This window comes from Kitasatospora sp. NPDC058406 (genome assembly GCF_042722765.1).
Classification (GTDB): Bacteria; Actinomycetota; Actinomycetes; order Streptomycetales; family Streptomycetaceae; genus Kitasatospora.
The window spans coordinates 23,358-44,427 of the sequence record NZ_JBHXKE010000044.1 but is presented as its reverse complement, the minus strand read 5'-3'; the positions used below and the strand labels follow the sequence as shown (position 1 = coordinate 44,427).

General features: G+C 72.9%; 12 protein-coding genes. 3 read left to right on the top strand and 9 right to left on the bottom strand.

Translation table 11 applies throughout. The features are described from left to right. Positions 1–119 precede the first annotated feature (119 nt). Together ACFWOG_RS11800 and ACFWOG_RS11795 are read left to right on the top strand one after the other, a co-directional pair. Positions 120–758, top strand: coding sequence for a DUF6114 domain-containing protein (locus ACFWOG_RS11800; RefSeq protein ID WP_380357215.1), 639 nt, complete (start codon positions 120–122; stop codon positions 756–758). Continuing rightward, positions 755–2,278, top strand: a complete 1,524-nt coding sequence (locus ACFWOG_RS11795; protein ID WP_380357212.1) for a hypothetical protein — start codon at positions 755–757, stop codon at positions 2,276–2,278. The genes ACFWOG_RS11800 and ACFWOG_RS11795 overlap by 4 nt, the downstream gene beginning before the upstream one ends. Before the next feature lie 94 nt (positions 2,279–2,372). Here the strand turns inward: ACFWOG_RS11795 and pyk are convergent, their stop codons facing one another. The 8 genes from pyk to ACFWOG_RS11755 all read right to left on the bottom strand — a co-directional run bounded on the left by pyk (position 2,373) and on the right by ACFWOG_RS11755 (position 16,287). Next, complete coding sequence (gene pyk, locus ACFWOG_RS11790) at positions 2,373–3,803, bottom strand: pyruvate kinase (RefSeq protein WP_355408526.1); 1,431 nt, start codon at positions 3,801–3,803, stop codon at positions 2,373–2,375. A gap of 94 nt (positions 3,804–3,897) precedes the next feature. Then, positions 3,898–5,112, bottom strand: coding sequence for an acetate kinase (locus tag ACFWOG_RS11785; protein WP_329952206.1), 1,215 nt, complete (start codon positions 5,110–5,112; stop codon positions 3,898–3,900). Then, complete coding sequence (gene pta, locus ACFWOG_RS11780; RefSeq protein ID WP_380357208.1) at positions 5,109–7,271, bottom strand: phosphate acetyltransferase; 2,163 nt, start codon at positions 7,269–7,271, stop codon at positions 5,109–5,111. The genes ACFWOG_RS11785 and pta overlap by 4 nt, the downstream gene beginning before the upstream one ends. Positions 7,272–7,380: 109 nt before the next feature. After that, a complete protein-coding gene (locus ACFWOG_RS11775; protein WP_380357205.1) occupies positions 7,381–8,061 on the bottom strand; it encodes a hypothetical protein in 681 nt (226 codons plus the stop codon). 147 nt (positions 8,062–8,208) lie between these two features. Next, positions 8,209–10,728 carry a 1,4-alpha-glucan branching enzyme gene (glgB, locus tag ACFWOG_RS11770; RefSeq protein ID WP_380357203.1) on the bottom strand — a complete coding sequence of 840 codons (2,520 nt, stop codon included), beginning with the start codon at positions 10,726–10,728 and terminating at the stop codon, positions 8,209–8,211. A 151-nt stretch (positions 10,729–10,879) separates the two neighbouring features. Beyond that, positions 10,880–12,370 carry a phosphotransferase gene (locus ACFWOG_RS11765; protein WP_380357199.1) on the bottom strand — a complete coding sequence of 497 codons (1,491 nt, stop codon included), beginning with the start codon at positions 12,368–12,370 and terminating at the stop codon, positions 10,880–10,882. Between the two features lie 240 nt (positions 12,371–12,610). Next, positions 12,611–14,335: a maltose alpha-D-glucosyltransferase gene (gene treS / locus ACFWOG_RS11760; RefSeq protein WP_329882976.1), complete on the bottom strand. Its 1,725-nt coding sequence runs from the start codon at positions 14,333–14,335 to the stop codon at positions 12,611–12,613. Continuing rightward, positions 14,332–16,287: an alpha-1,4-glucan--maltose-1-phosphate maltosyltransferase gene (locus ACFWOG_RS11755; protein WP_355409016.1), complete on the bottom strand. Its 1,956-nt coding sequence runs from the start codon at positions 16,285–16,287 to the stop codon at positions 14,332–14,334. The genes treS and ACFWOG_RS11755 overlap by 4 nt, the downstream gene beginning before the upstream one ends. A gap of 1,035 nt (positions 16,288–17,322) precedes the next feature. On the opposite strand from ACFWOG_RS11755, the gene glgP reads away from it, so the two are divergent. Next, entirely contained in the window at positions 17,323–20,097 is a 2,775-nt protein-coding gene (glgP, locus tag ACFWOG_RS11750) for an alpha-glucan family phosphorylase (RefSeq protein WP_380357195.1), read from the top strand. A 110-nt stretch (positions 20,098–20,207) separates the two neighbouring features. Here the strand turns inward: glgP and ACFWOG_RS11745 are convergent, their stop codons facing one another. Then, positions 20,208–20,960, bottom strand: coding sequence for a class I SAM-dependent methyltransferase (locus tag ACFWOG_RS11745; RefSeq protein ID WP_329952200.1), 753 nt, complete (start codon positions 20,958–20,960; stop codon positions 20,208–20,210). Positions 20,961–21,070 lie beyond the last annotated feature (110 nt).

Sequence of the window (21,070 nt, the reverse complement as noted above, 5' to 3'; positions counted from 1 at the left end):
GCCGCCTGGCTGGGCGGGTGGGGGGGGGGTGGCCGGTGGGGGTGGGGGGCGGGGGCCAGCCCCCCCCCCGGGCCCCACGCCACTGTTTCTCCCTCGTAGAGACATCGAGGAGCTGCACCATGTCCAGCGCAACGGCCGACGCTCGGCCCGAACACCGGAACCCGGTCGGATGGCTCTGGCGGAACTTCCGCGAATTCCGCCGTACCCGGCCCTTCTGGGGCGGTCTGCTGGCCATGATCGCCGGCGTCCCGATCCTGTACTTCCCCTATGCGAACCTGTCGCTGGGCGGCGTCACCATCGCCATGTCGACCACGGCGGGCGCCGGTTCGCTGATCATCGGCGTGCTGCTGATCCTGCTCGGCTTCACCGCCTGGTTCCAGCCCGCCGTGCGGATCTTCGCGGGCGTCGCCACCACGCTGCTCATCCTCGTCTCGATCCCGGTCTCGAACCTGGCCGGCTTCGGCCTGGCCCTGCTGCCCGGGCTCATCGGCGGCGGGCTGATGATGGCCTGGGCGCCGGTGCCGGAGGCGGCGGTCGAGGCCGTCGACCCGGGTGCCGACCAGGGCGTCGCCGAGAGGACCGCCACCGGGACGGCTGCCGCCGGGGCGTTCGCCGCCGAGGGGACCGACGCCGAGGCCGCCACCGCGCCGCTCCCGGCCGTCCCCGCCCAGGGCGAACCGTCGGTCGGGGGCCCGGCCGGGCCCGCCGCCGAGGGAACCGTTCCGCCGCAGGCCGGCGAGCCCAAGGAGGTTCGGTGACCGAGCCCGACGAGCGGCAGGGGGATCCCGTCGTTCCCGCCCCGCGCTCCGCCCGGCACGCGGCGCCCCGGACACCCGTCCGGATCCGCCTGCGCGGCCGCGCGCTGGCGATGGCCGCGGTACCGACCGCCCTGCTGATGGCCGCCGCCTACACGCCGGGCTCGGCCATCGCCGAGACCTCGGCGAGCAAGCCGTGCGCCACCGCGCCGGACGCCGCGCCGCTGCCGCCGAAGGTGGCCGAGACGCCCGTCCCGAAGAGCGAGCTGCCGCCGCCGATCCCGGGCCCGTCGGTCCCGCTTCCCGAGGCGACCGCCCCGACGACCGCCCCGGCGACTCCACCGGCGAGTGTGCCGGCCACGGCCCCGACGGCCGTCCCCACGCCCGCCGTCCCCACGACGGCCGTCCCGACGGCCGTCCCGCCGACTGCCGCGCCGACCGCCGCGGCGACGAGTGCCGCGCCGTCGGCACCTCAGCCGAAGGCCGCGACCCCGCCGCCGGCCGCGACCGCCGGCACCGCGGGCGGGGCCACCCGGGCCGGGCTCATCGACGACATCGTCGGGGGCGTCATCGACCTCGTCCGCCCGGGCGGTGCGCCGAGCCCGACCGCGGCGCCGTCCGCCGGTGTCCACGCGGTGGCCCCGGCCGCTCCCGCGCCCTCGCCGACCGGACCCGCCCCGACCGCACCGGCGCCGACCGCCACCGCGCCTGCGCCCGTCACCCCGAGCGGTACGGCGAGCGGTGTCCCGAGCGGCACCCCGTCCGGAGCACCGTCCGGAGCACCGAGCGGTTCGGCCTCCGCCAAGCCCTCCACCAAGCCCTCCACCAAGTCCTCCACCAAGCCCACCGCCGGTTCCTCCGCGGGCTCCGGGGCGAGCTCCTCGCCGTCGGCCCCGGCCAGGTCCTCCGCGCCGGGTACCCCGACGCCCTCCGGTTCGGCCTCGGCCACGCCGACCAAGGACCCGAACTGCCTGGTCGACACCAAGGCGCTCAACCCGGCCGGCAAGCCGCCGGACAACCCGATCCTCGTCCCGGACCAGAACTGGACCCTGCAGACCTCCCGGCTGGTGCTGAACCACGCGGTGCTGCTCGGTGTGGTCAACGTCCAGACGCCCACCGGCACCAAGCGGGTGCTGAAGTTCGAGGTCGAGAGCGTCGACATCGAGAACCTGCACATGTCGACGCTGGAGGGCAACGACAAGACCTTCCACGTCAAGGGCGCGCCCGGCTCGGTCTCGACCATGCGCAGCGGCACCGTCACCATGTACGTGGAGCGGCTCTCCGGCCACCTGTCCAAGGTGCTGGGCCTGCCGATCCCGATCGACCTGGGGGAGCTCACCCTCACGCCGGACGGGCCCCTGCCACAGTGGCTGTACGACCTGATAGGTCAGCTCCAACTGCCGCTCTGGCTGGAGCTGACCGGCGTCACCGCCGTCCAGGCCGGTCAGTTCGGCGGCACCCTGACGATCCCCGGTATGCAGCTCTACAACGACGACACCCCGTACGTGGGCAACGCGAAGTAGCCCCGGGCGGGCTCCGGCCCGGACACCGGCACCGAACGCCCGTGGGGCGGCCCCTCCGACCGGAGGAGCCGCCCCACGGGCGTCGTGCGGGGGACTACTTGTCGCTGCGGGTACCGAGGTGGTGGACCTGGACCATGTTGGTGTTGCCGGGGACGCCGGGCGGGGAGCCGGCGGTGACGATGACGGTGTCGCCCTCGGCCAGCTCGCCGATGCGGAGCAGTTCGCCGTCGACCTGGGCCACCATCTCGTCGGTCGAGCCGACCTGCTCGGTCACGTGGGCCTCGACGCCCCAGCTCAGCGAGAGCTGGTTGCGGGTGGCGTTGTCCGGGGTGAACGCGATCACCGGGATCGGCGAGCGGTACCGGGAGAGCCGGCGCGCGGTGTCACCGGACTTGGTGAACGCGACCAGCGCCTTGCCGTTGAGGAAGTCGCCCAGCTCGCACGCGGCGCGGGCGATCGAGCCGCCCTGGGTGCGCGGCTTGCGGCCCGGGTTGAGCGGCTGGAGACCCTGGGAGAGCAGCTCCTCCTCGGCCTTCTCGCAGATCCGGCTCATGGTGCGGACGGTCTCGATCGGGTACTTGCCCACGCTGGACTCGGCGGAGAGCATGACCGCGTCGGTGCCGTCCAGGATGGCGTTGGCGACGTCGGAGACCTCGGCGCGGGTCGGGCGCGAGGCGTGGATCATCGACTCCATCATCTGGGTGGCGACGATGACGGGCTTGGCGTTCCGGCGGGCCAGCGTGATGAGCTGCTTCTGGACCAGCGGCACCCGCTCCAGCGGGTACTCGACGGCCAGGTCACCGCGGGCGACCATGATGGCGTCGAAGGCGAGGACGATCTCCTCCATGGCCTCGACGGCCTGCGGCTTCTCGATCTTGGCGATGACCGGCACCCGGATGCCGACCGCGTCCATGACCTCGTGGACGTCCTTGACGTCGGCCGCGTTGCGGACGAACGAGAGGGCGACCATGTCGACGCCCAGCTCCAGCGCGAAGCGCAGGTCGTCCTTGTCCTTCTCGGACAGCGCGGGCACGTTGACGGCCGCGCCGGGAAGGTTGATGCCCTTGTTGTTCGAGAGCACGCCGCCCTCGACGACCACGGTCCGCACCCGCGGGCCGTCGACGCTGACGACCTCCAGGGCGATGACGCCGTCGTTGATCAGGATCGGGTCGCCGGCCTTGACGTCGCCGGGCAGGCCCTTGTACGTGGTCCCGCAGATGTGCTGGTCACCGGGGACGTCCTCGGTGGTGATGGTGAACTCGTCGCCGTTGTCGACGGTCACCGGGCCGTTGGCGAAGGTCGCCAGACGGATCTTGGGACCCTGGAGGTCGGCCAGGACGCCGATGGCCTTGCCGGTGTCCTCCGAGACCTGGCGGACCTTGCGGTACCGCTCCTCGTGGTCCGCGTGGGTGCCGTGGCTCATGTTCAGTCGGGCGACGTTCATGCCCGCCTCGACGATGGCCTTCAGCTGTTCGTAGGAGTCCGTCGCCGGACCCAGGGTGCAGACAATTTTCGCTCGGCGCATATCGATCAGTCTATCCGTTCGTGTTATAGGTGCATTCGGCCCGAATCGAGAGGAATCGCCGACGAAGGATTCCGGGGAGCGAGACGACGGGGGGTCAGTTTTCGGACGACCGGTGCACCAGGGCGAAGGCCTGCCGGGCGATCTCCAACTCCTCGTCGGTGGGCACGACGGCGACCGCCACCCGTGCGTACTCGGGGGAGATCAGCCGGGGCTCGCGCGAGCGTACCGAGTTGAGTTCCGGGTCGACCGCGATGCCCAGCCCGTCCAGGCCGGCCGTGGCGGCCGCCCGGACCGGTGCCGCGTTCTCCCCGACACCCGCCGTGAAGGCGATCGCGTCCACCCGGCCGAGCACCGCGTAGTAGCCGCCGATGTACTTGCGCAGCCGGTGGATGTAGGCGTCGAACGCCAGCCGCGCGTCCTCGTCGCCCTCCTCCGAGCGGCGCATGATCTCGCGCATGTCGTTGTCGCCGCACAGGCCCAGCAGGCCGCTGCGACGGTTGAGCAGGTCGTCGATCTCGTCGATCGAGAGCCCGCCGACCCGGTGCAGGTGGAAGACCACGCCCGCATCGATATCACCCGAACGAGTGCCCATCACCAGGCCCTCCAGCGGGGTCAGCCCCATCGAGGTGTCCACGCACCGGCCGCCCGCGACCGCCGACGCCGAGGCGCCGTTGCCCAGGTGCAGCACGATCACGTTCACCTCGGCCGGGTCCTTGCCGAGCAGCCGCGCGGTGGCCCGCGAGACGTACTGGTGCGAGGTGCCGTGGAAGCCGTAGCGGCGCACCCGGTGCCGGTCGGCGACCTCCTTGTCCACCGCGTACCGGGCGGCGTGCTCCGGCATCGAGGCGTGGAAGGCCGTGTCGAACACGGCGACCTGGGGCAGGTCGGGCCGCAGCGCGCGGGCCACCTCGATGCCGGTGATGTTGGCCGGGTTGTGCAGCGGGGCGACCGGGATCAGCCGGCGGATCTCCCGGAGCACGTCGTCGGTGACCACGGTCGGCTCGGTGAACCGCAGGCCGCCGTGCACCACCCGGTGGCCGATCGCGGCCAGCTCCGGGGAGTCCAGCCCGAGGCCGTCGGCGGCCAGCTCCTCGGCGACCGCCTTCAGCCCCGCGCCGTGGTCGGGGAAGGCCTGGACGCTCTCCCGCTCGGCGCCGCCGCGCGGGGTGTGCACCAGCCGGCCGCCGGCCTCGCCGATCCGCTCGACCAGCCCGGAGGCCAGCCGGGCGCCGTCCAGCATGTCGATCAGCTGGTACTTGACCGACGAGGAGCCGGCGTTCAGCACCAGGACGCGGGTACCTTCACTCATGCCGTTGCTCCTTCGCGGCGTTCCTGGGACTGGATGGCGGTGATCGCCACCGTGTTGACGATGTCCTGCACCAGCGCGCCGCGCGAGAGGTCGTTGACCGGCTTGCGGAGCCCCTGGAGCACCGGGCCGACGGCGACCGCGCCGGCCGAGCGCTGGACGGCCTTGTAGGTGTTGTTGCCGGTGTTGAGGTCCGGGAAGATCAGCACGGTGGCCCGGCCGGCCACCTCGGACCCCGGCAGCTTGGTGGCCGCGACGTGGGCGTCGACCGCCGCGTCGTACTGGATCGGCCCCTCGACCAGGATGTCCGGGCGCAGCTCGCGGACGAGTTCGGTGGCCTTGCGGACCTTGTCGACGTCCGCGCCCGAGCCGGAGGTGCCGGTCGAGTAGGACAGCATCGCGACCCGCGGCTCGACGCCGAACTGGGCGGCGGTGGCGGCCGACTGGATGGCGATGTCGGCCAGCTGCTGGGCGTCCGGGTCCGGGTTGACGGCGCAGTCGCCGTACACCAGCACCTTGTCGGCCAGGCACATGAAGAAGACGCTCGACACGATGGCCGCGCCCGGCGAGGTCTTAATCACCTCGAAGGCGGGCCGGATGGTGGCCGCGGTGGAGTGCACCGCGCCGGAGACCATGCCGTCGGCGATGCCCTCCTGGACCATCAGGGTGCCGAAGTAGGAGACGTCGGTGACCACGTCCAGGGCCAGTTCGACGGTCATCCCCTTGTGCGCCCGCAGCTTCGCGTACAGCTCGGCGAACTGGCGGCGCAGCGGGCTGGTGGTCGGGTCGACGATCCGGACCTGGGCGCGGTCGGCGGCCGGGTTCTCGGCCGGGAGGTCGATGCTCAGGCCCGCGGCCTTGCGGCGGACGGCGTCGACCTCGCCGAGCAGGGTGAGGTCGCAGATGTTGCGGCGGAGCAGGATCTCGGCGGCGCGCAGCACCCGTTCCTCGGTGCCCTCCGGCAGCACGACGTGCCGGCGGGCGCCCCGGGCCCGCTCCAGCAGCGCGTGCTCGAACATCATCGGGGTCACCCGCTCGGACCGGCCGACCTCGATCAGGTTGGTCAACTCGGCCGTGTCCACGTGCAGTTCGAAAAGGCCGAGGGCGAGGTCGGCCTTCCGCGGGCTGGCTGCGGAGAGCTTGCCCTCCAGGTGGGTGAGCGCGGCGGCGGTGAGCCAGCTGCCCTCCGGCACGACCGCGACCGGGGTGCCGGGGGCCAGCCGCGCGGCGAGTGCCATCACGTTCGGCCCCGGGTGCTGGCCGAGGGTGAGCAGCACGCCGGCGATCGGCGGCGCGCCGGCGGCGTGCGCGGCCAGCGAGCCGATCACCAGGTCGGCGCGGTCCCCGGGGGTGACCACCAGGGCGCCCTCGGTCAGCGCGTCGAGGAAGGTCGGCAGCATGGCGCCGCCGAAGACGAAGCCGCGGACGTCCCGGGCCAGGCCCGCGGCGTCCCCGATCAGCACCTCGGCGCCGGTCGCCTCGACCAGCTGGGCGACGGTCGGCGCGGCCAGCGCCGGCTCCTCGGGGATGACGTACGCGGGGATCGGCAGCTTCTCGGTGAGCTTGCGCTGGACCGGCTGCTTGGCGCCCGGCGCGACCCGGTTGGCGACCATCGCCAGGGTCTCGCAGCCCAGGTCGGTGTAGGCCCGGTGGGCGTTGCGGACCTCGGCGACCACGGTGGCGGCGTCCTCGCCGTGCCCGCCGACCACCGGCAGGACGGCGGCGCCGAACTCGTTGGCGAGCCGGGCGTTGAAGGCCAGCTCGTCCGGGATGTTGGTGTCCGCGAAGTCGGTGCCCAGCACCAGTACGGCCTGGCAGCGCCGCTCCAGTGCCCGGAACCGGTCCACCAGGACCGAGACCAGCTCGTCCTGTCCCTGGGCGGCCTGGAGCGCGGCGGCCTCCTCGTACGTCAGCCCGTACAGCTCGCCGGCCGGCAGGTCCAGCCGGTACCGGGCCCGCAGCAGCTCGACCACGTGGTCCGACCCGGGCCCTCCCCCGGCCGGGCGGCCGGAAGCCGCTCCCACGGGCGCGTGCGCGTGTACCAGCGGACGGAACACCCCGACCCGGTCCACCTGGCGGGTGAGCAGCTCCATGACCCCGAGCTCCACCGCCTGTCGCCCGTCCCCCCGGTCGATCCCGGTCACGTACACGCTGCGCGCCACGTGGCTCTCTCCGTCCCGTCGTCTCAGAAAGTGGTCATATCGACCATACCTTCGCACCCTGAACGCCCGTCCGCGAGCAGAGTGGTCGTACCCCGGCAAGGGTCGAAGGTCACAGGGGCGAGAAGCGGTCCGGGCCGACGAGTTCGACCACGGCTCCCCGGTCGAGCTCGTCGAGGCGGAGCACGGTCACCCGCTTGTCCAGCAGCCAGCCGTGCCGGCGGCGGAGGGTGTCGTTCGGTCCGGGCCGCCAGCCGTCGGCGGCGAGCCGTTCGCGCACCCGGCGGCCCACCTCGGAGCCGGGCAGGCCCTCGGGGCTGCCGAGGGTGAGTTCGCGGACGCAGAAGTGCAGGGCGCAGCGGGGATCCTCGCCGCTGTCGTGTTCGACGGTGAGTCCGGCCGGCAGCGAGAACTCGGCCCGGGCGGGGGAGTACGGCTCGTGGACGGCCAGCTGGTAGAGGAGGCCGATGACGAGGCCGATCAGGCTGTGGGCGGCGGTGGCGAGGGTCGCGACGGCCACCGGGCGGCTGTACTCCGGGGACGGCCGGGGGCCGCACCGCCGCCGCTCGACCAGCGCACCGGCCAGGACGACCAGGCCGGCGGCCAGCGGATAGCCGGCCTCGGACTCGGCGGTGGCCCGGCTGTGGAACCAGCCGTGTTCCAGTCCGACCGGGACGGCCGCCAGGCCGGCGAGGACGGCGCCGACCGCCGCTCCGGTCGTGCGGGTGCGCGCCAGCACCGCCCAGCAGGCCGGGGGCAGCAGAACGTAGGCCCACCCCAGGAACGTTGCCACGCGCGAGGCCCCCCAGCCGCCGACGATCAGTAACCGCCCGGGGGAGCCTAGGGGCCACCGCCGCCAGGCACAACGGCCCCTGCCGCGGGGCGCGACCGCGCCGCGGGGGCGGGTGCCGGGCCCGCGGGCCGGCACCCGCCGGGAGCGTCAGACGGGGCGCAGCCAGAGGGTGGCGAGCGGGGGGAGGACCAGTTCGGCGCTGCGGGGCTGGCCGTTCCACTCGACGGGCTCGGACTTTACGGGGCGGGAGTTGGCGATGCCGCTGCCGCCGTAGGTCTCGGCGTCGGTGTTGAGGACCTCTTCCCAGAGCTGGTCACGGCCGTCGAGGGCGGGCAGGCCGACGCGGCGGCCGTGGCGGACCACGGGGGAGAAGTTGCAGACGGCGACCAGCGGGGTGCCGTCCGCGGCGTACCGGACGAACGAGAGCAGGTTGTCCTCGGCGGCGCCGCCGTCGAGCCAGCGGAAGCCGGCCGGGGTGGTGTCCAGCTCCCAGAGGGCGGGGGCGTCGAGGTAGCGGCGGTTGAGGTCGCGGACGAGGCGGCGGACGCCCAGGTGGTCCTGGTGGGCGGGCCACTGCTCGTCGAGCACCCACCACTGCGGGCCCTGCTCGTGGTCCCACTCGGCGCCCTGGGCGAACTCCTGTCCCATGAAGAGGAGCTGCTTGCCCGGGTGGGCCCACATGAAGCCGAGGTAGGCGCGGTGGTTGGCGCGCTGCTGCCACCAGTCGCCGGGCATCTTGGAGACCAGGGCCTGCTTGCCGTGCACCACCTCGTCGTGCGAGATCGGCAGGATGTAGTTCTCGGAGTAGGCGTACACCATCGAGAAGGTGATCTCGTTGTGGTGGTACCTGCGGTGCACCGGTTCCTTGCCGATGTAGACCAGCGAGTCGTGCATCCAGCCCATGTTCCACTTGAGGCCGAACCCGAGGCCGCCGCTGTCGGTGGGCCGGGTGACGCCGTCCCAGGCGGTGGACTCCTCGGCGATGGTGATGACGCCGGGGCAGCGGCGGTAGACGGTGGCGTTCATCTCCTGGAGGAACGAGGCCGCGTCGAGGTTCTCCCGCCCGCCGTACTGGTTGGGGGTCCAGGCGCCGCCCTCGCGCGAGTAGTCGAGGTAGAGCATCGAGGCGACGGCGTCGACCCGCAGGCCGTCGATGTGGAACTCCTCGCACCAGTAGACCGCGTTGGCGACGAGGAAGTTGCGCACCTCGACGCGGCCGTAGTCGAACTCCAGGGTGCCCCAGTCGGGGTGCTCGGCACGCAGCGGGTCGGCGGGCTCGTACAGCGGCTCGCCGTCGAACCGGGCGAGTGCGAAGTCGTCCTTGGGGAAGTGCGCCGGCACCCAGTCGACGATGACGCCGATGCCGTGCCGGTGCAGGGTGTCGACCAGGTGCCGGAAGTCGTCGGGGGTGCCGAGCCGGGCGGTGGGCGCGTAGTAGCCGGACACCTGGTAGCCCCAGGAGCCGCCGAAGGGGTGCTCCATGACCGGCATGAGCTCCACGTGGGAAAAGTTCAACTCCTTGAGGTACCCGGGGAGTTCCTCGGCGATGGCGCGGTACGAGGTGAGGTCGGGGCGCCAGGACGCCAGGTGCAGCTCGTACACCGACATGGGGGCGCGGTGGTGTGCGGTGCGGGCCCGGCCGGCCATCCACTCGTCGTCCTGCCAGCGGTGGGCGGAGGTGGTGACGACCGAGGCGGTGCCGGGCGGGATCTGCGCGGCGCGGGCGAGCGGATCCGCCTTGTCGAGGATCCAGCCCTGCCGGGTGCGGATCTCGTACTTGTACTGGGTGCCCTCGCCGAGGCCGGGCACGAACAGCTCCCAGATGCCGGAGGAGCCGAGCGAGCGCATCGGGTGGCCGGAGCCGTCCCAGTGGTTGAAGTCGCCGATCAGGCGGACCCCGGCGGCGTTCGGCGCCCAGACGGCGAAGGCGGTGCCGGCGACCCCGTCGACGGTGCGCACGTGGGAGCCGAGGGCCTGCCAGAGCTGTTCGTGCCGGCCCTCGGAGATCAGGTGGAGGTCGAGGTCGCCGAGGGTGGGCGGGGTGCGGTAGCCGTCGTGCTGGCGGATCGGCTCGATGCCCGGGTAGCTGACCAGCAGCCGGTAGTCGACCGGGTCCGACGCGGCGGGTCCGGCGCCGGGGAGCAGCCCGGTGAAGAGGCCGCTCTGCTGGTGGGTGAGCTCGGCGGGTCCGAGCGCGGTCTCGACGACGACGCGTTCGGCGAACGGGCGGAGCACCCGGATGGCGGTGCCGCCGTGCACGGGGTGGGCGCCGAGCAGGGAGTGCGGGTCGTGGTGCTGTCCGCCGACCAGCCGGTCGACCTCGGCGGGCGGCAGCGGCGCCTCGGGCAGCCGCAGTGCCCCGGACGGTGCGGCGGCCTCGGCGGCGGCACCCGCCCGGTCGGTGGTCCCGGTGTCGGCCGGGCGCCCGGCCGAGACCCCGGCTGCCGCGGCGGCGGTCCTGGTGCCGGCGGGGGCGTCGCGGGCCTCGGGGCCGGCGACCGGGGCCCCGACCGGGGCCGGGGCGGCGTTGGCCGGGGCCGGTACGGCCGGCGGCCGCGGCTCGGCCCGCCGGGCGGTCGCGGGCTCGCGCTGCGGGGAGTCCGGGCCGGCCAGGAAGGTGGCCGGCACGGTGCGGGTGGTGCGGCCTGGCGGGTCGAGCGGCGTCACTGCGAGGACCTCCTGGATCGGGGCCGGCGGGTTCGGAGGGGCGTCGGTGAACTCGCCGGCGGCTGGTTCCGGCGGATGAGGGTGGACTCGGGTGGAGCGGGGGACAGCGGGTGGCGACAGGTGGAGCCGGACGGAGCCGGACGGAGCGGGATCAGACGGTGAGCGCCAGGCGGTTGATGGCGGCGAGCGGGATCGGCAGCCAGCTCGGCCGGTGCCGGGCCTCGTACACGACCTCGTACACCGCCTTGTCGATCTCCAGGGCGCGCATCAGTTCGGGGGAGGCGGCCGGGTCGGTGCCGCCGCCGGCGGTGTAGCCGGCGCTGTAGGCGGTGCGGTTGCGCTGCGCCCAGGCGGCCGCGAGGTGGGCCAGTTCCGGGTCGGACGGTCCGCCGGCGAGCAGGTGGGCGGCGGCGTAGTCGAAGGAACGGAGCATCGCTGCCACGTCCCGCAGCGCCGTCTGCGGTTCGCGCCGCTCGGTCACCGACTTGGCGGGTTCGCCCTCGAAGTCGAGCAGCACCCAGCCGTGCGGGGTGCGCATGGCCTGGCCGAGGTGCAGGTCGCCGTGGATCCGCTGGACCGGCAGGCCGTCGGGGTGGGCGTCGGCCATCTGCTGGAAGGCGGAGCGCAGCGCGGCCCGGTAGCGCATCAGCCCGGGGACGGCGGCGACCGCGCTGTCGAGGCGGTCGGTCATCGCGGAGGCCAGCCGTCGGGTCTGCGCGCGGTCGAGGCGGGCGACGGGCATCGAGCGGGCCAGTACCCGGTGGACCTCGGCGGTGGCCCGGCCGAGCCGGTGGGCCTCGATGGCGAAGTTGCCGGGGGACGGGTCGCCCTTGAGGCGGCCGACCTGGTCGAGCGCGAGCTCCCAGCCGTCCTCGGCCTCGGGCAGGTAGCGCTGGAGCAGCCCGAGGGTGGCCGGCTCGGCGCGCTCCAGACGGCTCTCGAACCAGGCGGCGACCCGGGGGATGCGGGTCGAGCCGGCCCGGGAGAGCGCCAGCGAGAGTTCGAGGTCGGGGTTGGTGCCGGGGTGGATGCGCCGGAACAGCTTGAGGATGTAGGAGGTGCCGTAGATGACCGAGCTGTTGGACTGCTCGGCGGTGGAGGCGCGGCCCGGGAGGTTGGTGGGAAGCCCGGAGCCGGGGGTGCGGCGGAACGACAGCGAGCCGAACCGGTCGCCGGTGGCGAGGTGTTCGAGCAGCCGACCGGTGAGTTCGGGGTCGTGCACGGCGTCGTAGAGGGCCGCACCGTCGTACGGGCCCTGGGTGAGCCGGCCGAGGACGGCGGTCGGCTCGATGCCGGCCGGGCCCTGCGAGCGGATGCCGAGCAGCAGCTGGTACAGGTCGCCGTGCGGCGCGCCGGCGGTGGTGGCGTGCTCGACCCGGAGCAGCAGGTGCAGCAGGGCGGGGTCGCCGACCTGGAGGGGGGTGCCGACGAGGGGGGTGAGGCCGGTGATCGGCCGTCCCTTGCCGGCGTACCAGCGCTGGGTGGGGAGCCACTCGGCGATCAGGGGCAGAGCCGCCTGGACGAGTTCGCTGACCCCCAGGGCGGTTCTCCGGGCCCCGGTGCCTCGCGTGCCGACCGGCACGGCGGAGCCGGCGGGGGTGTCACGGTGCAGTGGAGCTTGAGAACGGGAGGTTTCGGACATGACTCCCTTTCCCCGGAAGAGGCGGGCGGACTGCCCGACGGGTCTGGCCGGGTCCGTCAGTCTTCCGGATTGCGGCGGCGCGGCGGCGACGGCACGCGAGCGTTGCGCCCGGGTGTCACGCCTTCGTGTGGGTGGCCGTTGGGCTGTTCTCCGTACGCGGTGGTGCAGAGAACTCCGGGGGCGCGGGTTCGAACTCGCGCCCCCGGAGGGTTCGATGAGCTTCCGGCGGCTGCCGGATCGTTACTTCGGATGCCTGGTTCCGCTCAACCGGGGGGGCCGGCGGAGCTGGAACCAGTAGAAGCCGTGCCCGGCGAGGGTGAGCAGGTACGGCCACTCGCCGATCGAGGGGAAGCGCACTCCGCCGATCAGCTCGACCGGGTAGCGTCCTCCGAACTGCCTCAGGTCCAGTTCGGTCGGCTGTGCGAACCGCGAGAAGTTGTTCACGCACATGACCAGGTCCCCTTCGTGCTCACGGACGAAGGCCAGCACCGCGGGGTTGCTGGAGGGCAGTTCGGTGTACGTCCCGAGGCCGAAGGCCGGGTTGAGCTTGCGGATCTCGATCATGCGACGCGTCCAGTGCAGCAGTGAACTCGAACTGCTCTGCTGTGCTTCGACGTTGGTCACCTGGTAGCCGTACACCGGATCCATGATGGGCGGCAGACTGAGCCTGCCCGGGTCGGCGGACGAGAAACCCGCGTTGCGGTCCGGGGTCCACTGCATCGGGGTCCGGACGCCGTCCCGGTCGCCGAGCCAGATGTTGTCCCCCATGCCGATCTCGTCCCCGTAGTAGAGCACCGGCGAGCCGGGGAGGGAGAGCAGCAGCGCGGTGAACAGCTCGATCTGGTTGCGGTCGTTCTCCAGCAGCGGGGCGAGCCGGCGGCGGATGCCCACGTTGGCGCGCATCCGCGGGTCCTTGGCGTACTCCGCGTACATGTAGTCGCGCTCCTCGTCGGTGACCATCTCCAGGGTCAGCTCGTCGTGGTTGCGCAGGAAGATGCCCCACTGGCAGCCGCGCGGGATGCTCGGCGTCTTGGCGAGGATCTCCGAGACCGGGTACCGGGACTCCCGGCGGACCGCCATGAAGATCCGCGGCATCACCGGGAAGTGGAACGCCATGTGGCACTCGTCGCCGCCGGAGGCGAAGTCGCCGAAGTAGTCGACGACGTCCTCCGGCCACTGGTTGGCCTCGGCGAGCAGCACGGTGTCCGGGTAGTTGGCGTCGATCTCCTTGCGGACCCGCTGGAGGAACTCGTGGGTCTCCGGCAGGTTCTCGCAGTTGGTGCCCTCGCGGGCGAACAGGTACGGCACCGCGTCCAGCCGGAAGCCGTCGATGCCGAGGTCGAGCCAGAACCGGAGCCCGGCGATCATCTCGTCCTGGACGCGCGGGTTGTCGTAGTTGAGGTCCGGCTGGTGCGAGAAGAACCGGTGCCAGTAGTACTGCTTGCGCACCGGGTCGTAGGTCCAGTTGGAGGTCTCGGTGTCGACGAAGATGATCCGGGCGTCGGGGTACTGCTTGTCGTCGTCGGCCCACATGTAGAAGTCGCCGTACGGGCCGTCCGGGTCCTCCCGGGAGGCCTGGAACCACGGGTGCTGGTCGCTGGTGTGGTTCATGACGAAGTCGATGACCACGCGCATGCCGCGCAGGTGGGCGGCGTCGACGAACTCCATGAAGTCGGCGAGGTCGCCGAACTCGGGCAGGACCGACTTGTAGTCCGCCACGTCGTACCCGCCGTCGCGCAGCGGTGAGGCGAAGAACGGCGGCAGCCAGAGGCAGTCGACCCCGAGCCACTGCAGGTAGTCGAGTTTGGACGTGAGCCCCCGGAGGTCCCCGACCCCGTCGCCGTTGCTGTCCTGGAAGGACCGCACCAGCACCTCGTAGAAGACCGCACGCTTGAACCATTCCGGGTCCAGGTTCTTCTTCGAGGTCTCGGGGAAGGTGTCGGGAACGGGCTCGTTCACTGTCACGCTGGGTTCCTCCGAACCGTGAGGAGGTGAGCCGGCTCGGTTGAGGGATCGAGCCGGACGTAGTTGTGCCGGCCCCAGGTGTAGGCGGCGCCGGTGAGCTCGTCGTGGACCGCGTACGGCCCCTCCCCGTCGAGGGTGACGGTGGCCTCCTGGGCGTGGTGCGGGTCCAGGTTCACCACGGTGATGACGTGGTCGGTGAGGCCGTCGGGCGTCAGGGCGGTCTTGGAGTAGGCGAGCACCTGGTCGTTGTCGGTGGGGTGGAAGCGCAGGGAACGCAGCTGCTGGAGGGCCGGGTGACGGCGGCGCAGCCGGTTCAGGACGGTGAGCAGCGGGGCGAGGGTGTCGGTGCGGCTCCAGTCCCGGGGGCGCAGTTCGTACTTCTCCGAGTGCAGGTACTCCTCGGAGCCGGGGTGTGCCGGCTCGTTCTCGTACAGCTCGTAGCCGGCGTACACGCCGTAGCTGGGGGAGAGGGTGGCGGCCAGTACGGCGCGCACCGCGAACGCGGCCGGACCGCCGTGCTGGAGGAAGTCGTGCAGGATGTCCGGCGTGTTGGGGAAGAAGTTGGGCCGCATGTAGGCGGCCGCGTCACCGGAGAGTTCGGTGAGGTACTCGATGAGTTCCTGCTTGGTGTTGCGCCAGGTGAAGTACGTGTACGACTGGTGGAAACCGATCTTCCCCAGGGTGTGCATCATCGCGGGGCGGGTGAACGCCTCGGCCAGGAACACCACGTCCGGGTCGGTGCGGGCGATGTCGGCGAGCACCTTCTCCCAGAACGCCACCGGCTTGGTGTGCGGGTTGTCGACCCGGAAGATCCGCACGCCGTGGGCCATCCAGAACCGGAGCACCCGGATCGTCTCCTTGACGATTCCGTCCATGTCCTGGTCGAAGTTGATCGGATAAATATCCTGATACTTTTTCGGCGGGTTCTCGGCATAGGCGATGGTGCCGTCGGTGCGGTGGCTGAACCATTCCGGGTGCTTGTTCACCCACGGGTGGTCCGGCGAGCACTGCAGCGCGAAGTCCAGCGCCACCTCCAGGTGCAGCGCCGCCGCCTCGGCCACGAAGTGGTCGAAGTCCTCGATGGTGCCGAGGTCCGGGTGGACGGCGTCGTGGCCGCCCTCCGGCGAGCCGATCGCCCACGGCGAGCCGACGTCGTGCGGACCGGCCGTCAGGGTGTTGTCCGGCCCCTTGCGGAAGGCTCGCCCGATCGGGTGGACCGGCGGCAGGTAGACCACGTCGAAGCCCATCGCGGCGACCGCCGGAAGCCGCTCGGCCGCCGTCCGGAGACTGCCGGACCGCGGCGGCTCGACGCCCGACGGGTCGACCACCGCCCCCTCCGAGCGGGGGAAGAACTCGTACCAGGAGCCGAACAGCGCCCGCTCCCGGTCCACCTGGAGCGGGAGCGGGCGGGAGGCGCTCAGCAGCTCGCGCAGCGGGAACCGGGCCAGCAGCTCCTGGACGTCCGGGGCGAGCGCGGCGGCCAGCCGGGAGAGCGGCGGCAGACCCGGGTCGCGCAGCGCGTCGACCGCGGCCAGCACCTGGGCCCGGCCGTCCTTCTTCGGCACCCCGGAGGCGGCCCGCTCCAGCAGCTGGGCGCCCTCCTCCAGGACCAGCGCGGTGTCGATCCCGGCCGGCAGCTTGATCGACGCCGTCCGGCGCCAGGTGGCGACCGGGTCGGACCACGCCTCCACCAGGTACGACCAGCGGCCCGGCGCGGTCGGGGTGACGTGCGCGCCCCAGCGGTCGGTGCCCTCGGCCAGCTCGCGCATCGGCGTCCACGGGCCGCTGCGGCCGCGCGGGTCGCGCAGGACCACGTTGGCGTTGACCGCGTCGTGGCCCTCGCGGAAGACGGTCGCGGTGACCAGGAAGGTCTCGCCGGCCACCGCCTTGGCCGGGCGGCGGCCGGCGTCTACGAGGGGGCTGACGTCCAGGACGGGGATGCGGCCGATCACGGTGTCGCTCTCTGTCGTCTTGCGGGCGGCGGGCTTGCGGGCGGCGGGTTTGCTCGTGACGGGTTTGCCGGCGGGGGGCTTGCGTGTCGCGGCGCCGCGGCCGACCGGCTCGGTGCCGGTCCCGGCCTTCGCGGTGGCGGGCTCGGCGGCGGTCGCGCTGCGCCGTGTGGTGGTGGTGCGCTTGCGCGGTGCCGCGGGTCGGCTCTCCTCGGCCCCGGGTTGTCGGGCCGGTTCGTCCGCTCGCTCCGTACGGATAGCCCCGGCTCCCCGGGGACCCGGCATCGACGCGTCTGTCCGGATGTCAGAATCCATCCGTCCGGACGATTCCGCGACCGCTGCGTCGGGGCTGTCGGCCACCGGTGTGGACTGGTCCCGCGTGTCGCCGTGCATGCCAAACTCCTGCCCGAGATCGGCGGCAGCTCCCGCGGGCCGGCGGGGCCAGGGGAGTACCGGGAGGACTGCTGGGTGGGGAGGACGTGCGACCGGAAGCCTGCCCGCGCCGCCGTCCCCGGCAACCTGCCCCGCTCCCGCCGAGCCCGTGGCGGGACCCCCGAGAGCCCGCGCGCGTCCCGGCGCACGCCTCTCGGGGCACACCCCTGGGTGACCCAACCCACCCGTGAACGAGCAGGCCGAGTCCGAGGACACGCGTCGGTGCGCGGTGAGCGCCGAATGGACCAAGGAAGAAGGGGAACGGTCAACGCGAAAAGGATTCGGACGTGCTGCTTCTCGGGGGAGCGCCACCCGTCTCCGCACACCCCGAAGCATCAACGACCTTGGCTCATCGTCGCATCGGCGACACGACTTTCGCAGCGGTATGACAGTAGTTTCGGGCGTGATCGGGGTCGGAACCGTCACCGGAAAAGGATCTTTTCCGCCGTGTTCACGTATTGGTGGCGCGGCCCCCGGAAAAGTGCGCCTCGTGCGCCCCCCGTGCAGCCCAATGCGCCGAATGCGATCTCATCAATAGGCCGAACGGAGGTCGAATAGACCAACTGACGCACCATCATGCCAGTGGCCGCGGCTACGCTTCACGCCGTGAAGGCAATCCGCAGATTCACCGTCCGCACCGTCCTGCCCGAACAACTCCAGCCGTTGCACGAGCTGGCCCTCAACCTGCGCTGGTCCTGGCACCCCGAGACCAGGGACCTCTTCCGGTCCGTGGACCCGGAGGTCTGGGCCGCGACCGGCGAGGACCCGGTGCGACTGCTCGGGGAGGTCCCGGCCGCCCGGCTCGCCGCGCTCGCCACCGACCGGCGCTTCCTGCGCAGACTCGGAGACCTCGCCGACGACCTCCGGGAGTACCTGGCCGGCCCGCGCTGGTACCAGTCGGCCGGGCAGGCGGCCGACGTCCCGCTGCCCGCCGCTGTCGCCTACTTCTCGCCCGAGTACGGCATCGCCGCCGCGCTGCCCCAGTACTCCGGCGGCCTCGGCATCCTCGCCGGGGACCACCTCAAGGCCGCGAGCGACCTCGGCGTCCCGATCATCGGCGTCGGGCTCTTCTACCGGCACGGCTACTTCCGGCAGTCCCTCGACCGGGACGGCTGGCAGCAGGAGCGCTACCCGCTGCTCGACCCGGACGAGCTGGCCGTCACCCTGCTCCGCGAGACCGACGGCACCCCCTGCCGGATCGACCTCGCGCTGCCCGGCGGCCGCACCCTGGCCGCGCACGTCTGGAAGGCCCAGGTCGGGCGCGTCCCGCTGCTGCTGCTCGACTCCGACATCGAGGCCAACTCGCCCGCCGAGCGCGACGTCACCGACCGCCTCTACGGCGGCGGGAGCGAGCACCGGCTCCTTCAGGAGATGCTGCTCGGGATCGGCGGTGTCCGCGCCGTCCGCGCCTACGGCCGGCTCACCGGCCACCCCGCCCCCGAGGTCTTCCACACCAACGAGGGCCATGCCGGCTTCCTCGGCGTCGAGCGGATCCGCGAGCTCGTCGCCGACGCCGGACTCGACTTCGCGGCGGCCCTGGAATCGGTCCGGGCCGGCACCCTCTTCACCACCCACACGCCCGTCCCGGCCGGCATCGACCGGTTCGACCGCGACCTGGTCGCCCGGCACTTCGGCGGGGACACCGCCCTGACCGGCGTCCCGGTCGAGCAGGTCCTCGCACTCGGCGCCGAGAGCTGGCGCGGCGGCGACCCCAAGTTGTTCAACATGGCTGCCATGGGTCTGCGGCTCGCCCAGCGCGCCAACGGCGTCTCCACCCTGCACGGCGAGGTCAGCCGGTCCATGTTCAGCGGCCTCTGGCCAGGGTTCGACACCGCCGACGTCCCGATCACCTCCGTCACCAACGGCGTCCACGCGGCGACCTGGATCGACCCGGCGGTGGTCCGGCTCGGCGCCGCCGAGATCGGCGCCGACCGCGCCGAGGCGGCCATGACCACCGGCGACACCCAGCGCTGGACCGGCCTGGAGCGGATCGGCAACACCGAGATCTGGGAGCTGCGCCGCACCCTGCGCGCCCAGCTGGTCGACGAGGCCCGCCGCCGGCTGCGCGCCTCCTGGCGCCAGCGCGGCGCCGGTGAGGCCGAACTCGGCTGGGTCGCCTCGGTGCTCGACCCGGACGTCCTCACCATCGGGTTCGCCCGCCGGGTGCCCTCGTACAAGCGGCTCACCCTGATGCTCCGCGACCCGGAGCGCCTGCGCGCCCTGCTGCTGCACCCGACCCGGCCGGTCCAGATCGTGGTGGCCGGCAAGGCCCACCCGGCCGACGACGGCGGCAAGCGGCTGATCCAGCAGATGGTGGCCTTCGCCGACGACCCGGCCGTCCGGCACCGGATCGTCTTCCTGCCCGACTACGACATGGCGATGGCCCGGCACCTCTACCCGGGCTGCGACGTCTGGCTCAACAACCCGCTCCGCCCGCTGGAGGCCTGCGGCACCTCGGGGATGAAGGCGGCGCTCAACGGCTGCCTCAACCTGTCCGTGCTGGACGGCTGGTGGGACGAGTGGTTCGACGGCCAGAACGGCTGGGCGATCCCCACGGCCGACACCGGCGACGGGGTGCTCGATCCGGAGAGCCGGGAGGCCGAGCGGCGGGACGACATCGAGGCCGCCGCGCTGTACGACCTGATCGAGGAGCAGGTGGCCGCCCGCTTCTACGACCGGGGCGGCGACGGGCTGCCGCACCGGTGGATCGCGATGGTCCGGCACACCCTGGTGACCCTCGGTCCCAAGGTGCTGGCGGGCCGGATGGTCCGCGAGTACGTGGAGCGGCTCTACGCCCCGGCGGCGGTCGCCCAGCGCGAGCTGGCGGCGGCCGGCCCGGCCGTCGGGACGGCAGGGATCGTCGGGGCGGCAGGGGTCGTCGGAGCGGTGGCGGAGACGGGCGTCGTCGGTGAGGCGGGGGGCTTGGAGACCGGGCCGACCGCCGTCCCGCACGCCGGAGCGCGTGAACTGGCCGCCTGGAAGGCCAGGGTCCGGGAGGGCTGGCCGGCCGTCCGGGTGGAGCACGTCGAGGCGGACTGCCCGGACGAGGCGCAGGAACTGGGGAGTTCGCTGGCGTTGCGGGTGCAGGTCGCGCTCGGTCCGCTGGAACCCGCGGACGTCGAGGTGCAGGCCGTCTCCGGCCGGGTCGACGAGTCGGACCGGATCTCGGACGGCTGCCTGCTCGCCCTCAAACCGGTCGGCGGGCCCGACCTCGACGGGCGGACGAGGTACGAGGGTTCCCTGGAGCTCTGCCGCACCGGTCCGTTCGGCTACACCGTCCGGGTGCTGCCGGCCCATCCGAGGCTGGCCTCGCCGGCCGAGCTGGGACTGGTCGCGCTGCCCCCGGAGGCGTCCGGGATGGACGCCGGGCTGCTGCGCTGAACCCGCCGGGTGTCGCGCGCCGCCCCGCCGCCCCGTCCGCGGTGGCTCACCGCCGGGCCGGGGGCCGTGGCCGACGGCCCCCGGTGGCCGGGGACCCGCCGTTCGCGGCGTCAGCGGACCGCCGCGACCAGGGCGTCACTGACGGAGCGCCACGCCACCCCGGCCTCGCGGAACCCGGCCTCGACCAGCCGCCCGGTGTGCCAGCCGGCCGGATGCGACGCGCCGTCGGCGTGAGACCCGTACATCGCGTTCCGCGCGGCCACCTGCTCGGCGAGCAGCGGGTCGGCCGCGGCGGCGATCCACCAGCCCTCCCAGTCGAGGACGCCCTCGGCCGTCTCGCGCTCCTGGCGCCGGTGCCGGAGGGCCGCGTCGGCGGCGCTGAGCAGCGGGATCGACGCCTCGGGGGTGTGGTCGGCGTTGAGGAAGACGCCGCCGGGCCGGACCAGCCCGGCGAGATCGCCGTAGAGCCGGACCAGGTCGTCGGTGGGCAGCCAGTGCAGGGCGGTCGCGGTCACCACGGCGTCGAACGACCCGGGCGGCAGCGCCCGGGCCCACTCCGGGTCCTTGAGGTCGGCGGTCACGAGGGTGAACCGCCGGTCGTCGCCGAGGACACCGCGGGCGATGGTCATCAGCGCCGGGTCCTGGTCGACGCCGACGCTGACGGCGCCGGGCAGCCGGGCGAACAGCCGCTCGGTGATGCTGCCGGTCCCGCAGGCGAGGTCGAGGACGCGGGGCTCGGGGCCGGTCACCGCCTCGACGACGTCGAGCATCACCCGGAACCGCTCCTCGCGGTCGGGCAGGTACCACTCCTGCTGGCGGTCCCAGCTGCGCTGCCACTGCTCCCAGTGCTGTCGGTCGACCATGGTCGCTCCTTCGGTCCCGAACACGGATCGGTAAGGCCCGGAAACGACTCTAGACCCTTTCAGTAATGGATGAAAGGGTCCAGAGTCTCTTACGGGCTTCGAAGAGGGCG